At 54.9% G+C, this 2,918-nt stretch carries 3 protein-coding genes; 1 reads left to right on the top strand and 2 read right to left on the bottom strand.

What is annotated here, in order from left to right:
- Positions 1 to 22 precede the first annotated feature (22 nt).
- Positions 23 to 358, bottom strand: a complete 336-nt coding sequence (locus JKG68_RS31720) for a hypothetical protein (RefSeq protein ID WP_202066352.1) — start codon at positions 356 to 358, stop codon at positions 23 to 25.
- A 1,344-nt stretch (positions 359 to 1,702) separates the two neighbouring features.
- Positions 1,703 to 1,906, bottom strand: coding sequence for a hypothetical protein (locus JKG68_RS31715; protein WP_202066350.1), 204 nt, complete (start codon positions 1,904 to 1,906; stop codon positions 1,703 to 1,705).
- Positions 1,907 to 2,168: 262 nt separating this feature from the next.
- Between JKG68_RS31715 and JKG68_RS31710 the strand changes: the two genes are divergently transcribed.
- Positions 2,169 to 2,873, top strand: a complete 705-nt coding sequence (locus JKG68_RS31710; RefSeq protein ID WP_202066348.1) for an SOS response-associated peptidase — start codon at positions 2,169 to 2,171, stop codon at positions 2,871 to 2,873.
- The last annotated feature ends 45 nt before the right edge of the window (positions 2,874 to 2,918 follow it).

Below are 2,918 nucleotides of genomic sequence, written 5' to 3'. Positions count from 1 at the left end.
GTTCGGCAGCCATTCTGGCTGCTCACAGGCAGAAACTCCACTTAGCCCGCTGTCCAGATTTCCCGAGCCAGCTCTGTCCATATGCCGGATGATCGAACGCGAGCAGCGAGCCATCGATTTGAGCAACTTGGATGTGCCAAGGTGGCTCCGTCACAGCCTCAAGCGTCTTCCCGTCGAGTGACTGCTTCGGTGTTCCCTCAACCATGCGGGACCTCGCTTGACCAAGCAGGTTGATCACCTTGGTGAGTTGTTCAAGGTCTAGCCCCACGGGAGATGATGGCCCGTCAACGCTACCGATCTCAACGGTCACACTCTTTCGATCATCAGCAACTCGGACGCCGACACGTGCTTGAGCCATGACACATGCCTCTCTGCTTGGTTGCCAGTTCACAGGGTCACAGTTCCCTTTGCTCAAATCATGACGCTGATGATCTGATGTACGCAAAAAAAGAACCCCAGGGGTGGGGTTCCTGGGGCTCTCTGTAGGGAAGTCATCGCTAACCTAGCGGGGTCGGATGTGTGAGGATCGCGTTTGCTAGATTGCTGACTTAACGCCGGTCCAGCCTCTATGGCTCCGTTAGACTTTCGGCGGGTCCAACTACGGCATTTGTGCGCAGATGAAGAAGGCGACACTGGCTGCTGATAGCGCTGCAGCGAGCAGGCCTATATCGATTGGCGAATGAGGCTTCACTGCCAAATGCACGATCTGCTTGATCATGGGTGTACCCAGGATGCGGAATTAATCTATGTGAACGCCCAACTGGGTCTGAAGGTCGGGAGATCAACGAACCAGATCGAGGACCATTGATGATGAGCCCTGAATGTTGCTCATGAGTGACACTATGTGCGACCTCAGCATTAGAGCTGCTGCCCATCACAGGTCGCCTCTCCAGTGGCCTTGGACCTAAACTCAAAGCTGGAAGCAGCGTTGGATAGGCTATTGCAGAGTTATTGGCAGAGCCGAGGCGGATCAGAGCCAGGACGATGAGCGGGAAACTATCTAACCGGAAGGAAGCGTTCTTGGCGAAAGCACGGTTCCTGATCAACCACCCTGACCCTGATGTGAGGGAGGCAGGTAGGCTTCTCTATAAGCGGCTTCAGATCGCTGACGAGATCATCACAAGTGCCGGTGGATCTGGACCTGCAAAACCGCTTTATCCCAGGTTAGATGATCTGATCGAGCAGTGATGCCCACTATCAGCAACCAAGACATCGAGGCTGAAGCACGGTCCCTCCTCCGTAAGCAGATTCAGGATTCCGCTTGGTATCCCTGGATGAAAGAGGATGAGCGCCGGAAGCGGATTGAGGAAGACGTAGACCGCTACTGGTACGTCAAGGTATCCGAAGCTTCGAGGAAGCTGCTGGATCAGGCACATGATGACGCGACATTCTGTCTGGGAGGCAGAGAACGAACATAGAACGTGCAATCGAGTTATCATAGGACCCGGATGAATTCCGCCGGAGCTAAAGCAACGGATGAGTTGTGTCATGTCCGAATTGCCTACAGTGACTGGGTTTGTACATCAGACCCTTGCGATGCCAGCCTCCACGGCTACAGCGGTGACAAGGCCTCTTCCCGACGACTCAAACAATGATCGCTGGGTCAGACGGCTCAAAGGTTACGTGGACCTCCTAACCTCCGTCGTGAGGTTCGCAAAGGAGGTCGGCGTGTGGGACCTAATCTCATCGGCCTGGTCTCGGATCATGCCGAGCGACGGAGCCACCCGAGGAATCCCCTTCCTGAAACGGATTCAGCCTTCTTCGTCAGGTCCGTAATCTGCCGTTGGCTTGCCTCCAGAGCTGAAGCCCACCGGTCCCTCTCCTGGCGCAACTCCTCGGCTCTCTTCCATTCGACCTCAAGGATCTCCCTCAGGCCCTCGACCTCGGCTTCCATCCTGACGATCAATGATCTCTCAAGGGGTGGCTCTCAGTGATGCCTTCCTTACTTCTGGATAGGCACTTGCCGTGTCACCCCTCAATCACTAGCGGCGATCTAGTGCAGGAAGCTACCCACACCTCATCCAAGGTCTGACCTACCCAAGGGGTGGACGTCACCATGCGGATCAAGGTCATTGCTATTTAACAGGGTCCTTCGCAGGAGACGTTAAACTCTGGTTTGTTGTTGTTCGGCTACTGTGCAGAGAATAACGCCTGGAGGAGATACGGGCATGTGCGGACGAGTTATTCAGTATCGCAGGCCTGAGGAGTACGCCGCCTCACTTGGCGTAAGTTGCCAAGAAGGGAGCATCTCCGAGATCCCGACCCGTTTCAATGGTGCGCCGGGGCAGAACTTCTTGGTGATCTGCCGTGATCCAGACAGTCAACAGCCAGTATTTAGCGTGATGCAGTGGGGTTTCATTCCGAGTGGGGCCGATGACCCGAAGATCGCATCCAATCTTGTCAATGCTCGTGCCGAAAGCGTCGTGACCGAAGATGTCTTTCGTGCTGCCTATCGTTATCGTCGCTGTTTGATCCCGGTAGACGGCTTCTATGAGTGGAAGAAGCTTTGGCCGGTAGGAAAGCAGCCTCATGCGGTTGGCATGACAGAAGGTCAGCCTTTCACTCTTGCCGGGCTATGGGAACAGTGGAAAAACCCTGACGGCGAATGGCTCCGCACGTTCACGATCATCACTATCCAGAGTAACAAGTTTCTGGCGGATCTCAGCGAGAGGATGCCGCTGATCATAGAACCAAGGGATCGTGAGCGATGGATGAGCGAAGAAGCGCATCCTGGCGATCTCCTGAAGCCATCTCAGTCTGAGGGCATGATCAAGTGGTTGGTGTCCACACTGGTGAACAGCCCCAAGAACAACGATCGAGATTTGCTGGAGCCTCTTCCCATAGAGTCGGTCCGAGCGATTCATGAGCTTTGACAAAGCCTTGCGATCCTGCGGGTCATGAGCCGGATCATGGCGAGT

The sequence above is a fragment of the Microvirga aerilata genome (assembly GCF_016743775.1).
Lineage (GTDB): Bacteria > Pseudomonadota > Alphaproteobacteria > Rhizobiales > Beijerinckiaceae > Microvirga > Microvirga aerilata.
This window is presented reverse-complemented; position numbering and strand designations above follow the sequence as displayed.

Coding starts and splice junctions, on each gene's coding strand:
- JKG68_RS31720 (WP_202066352.1), bottom strand. CDS start 358: ATGGCTCAAGCACGTGTCGGCGTCCGAGTTGCTGATGATCGAAAGAGT.
- JKG68_RS31710 (WP_202066348.1), top strand. CDS start 2,169: ATGTGCGGACGAGTTATTCAGTATCGCAGGCCTGAGGAGTACGCCGCC.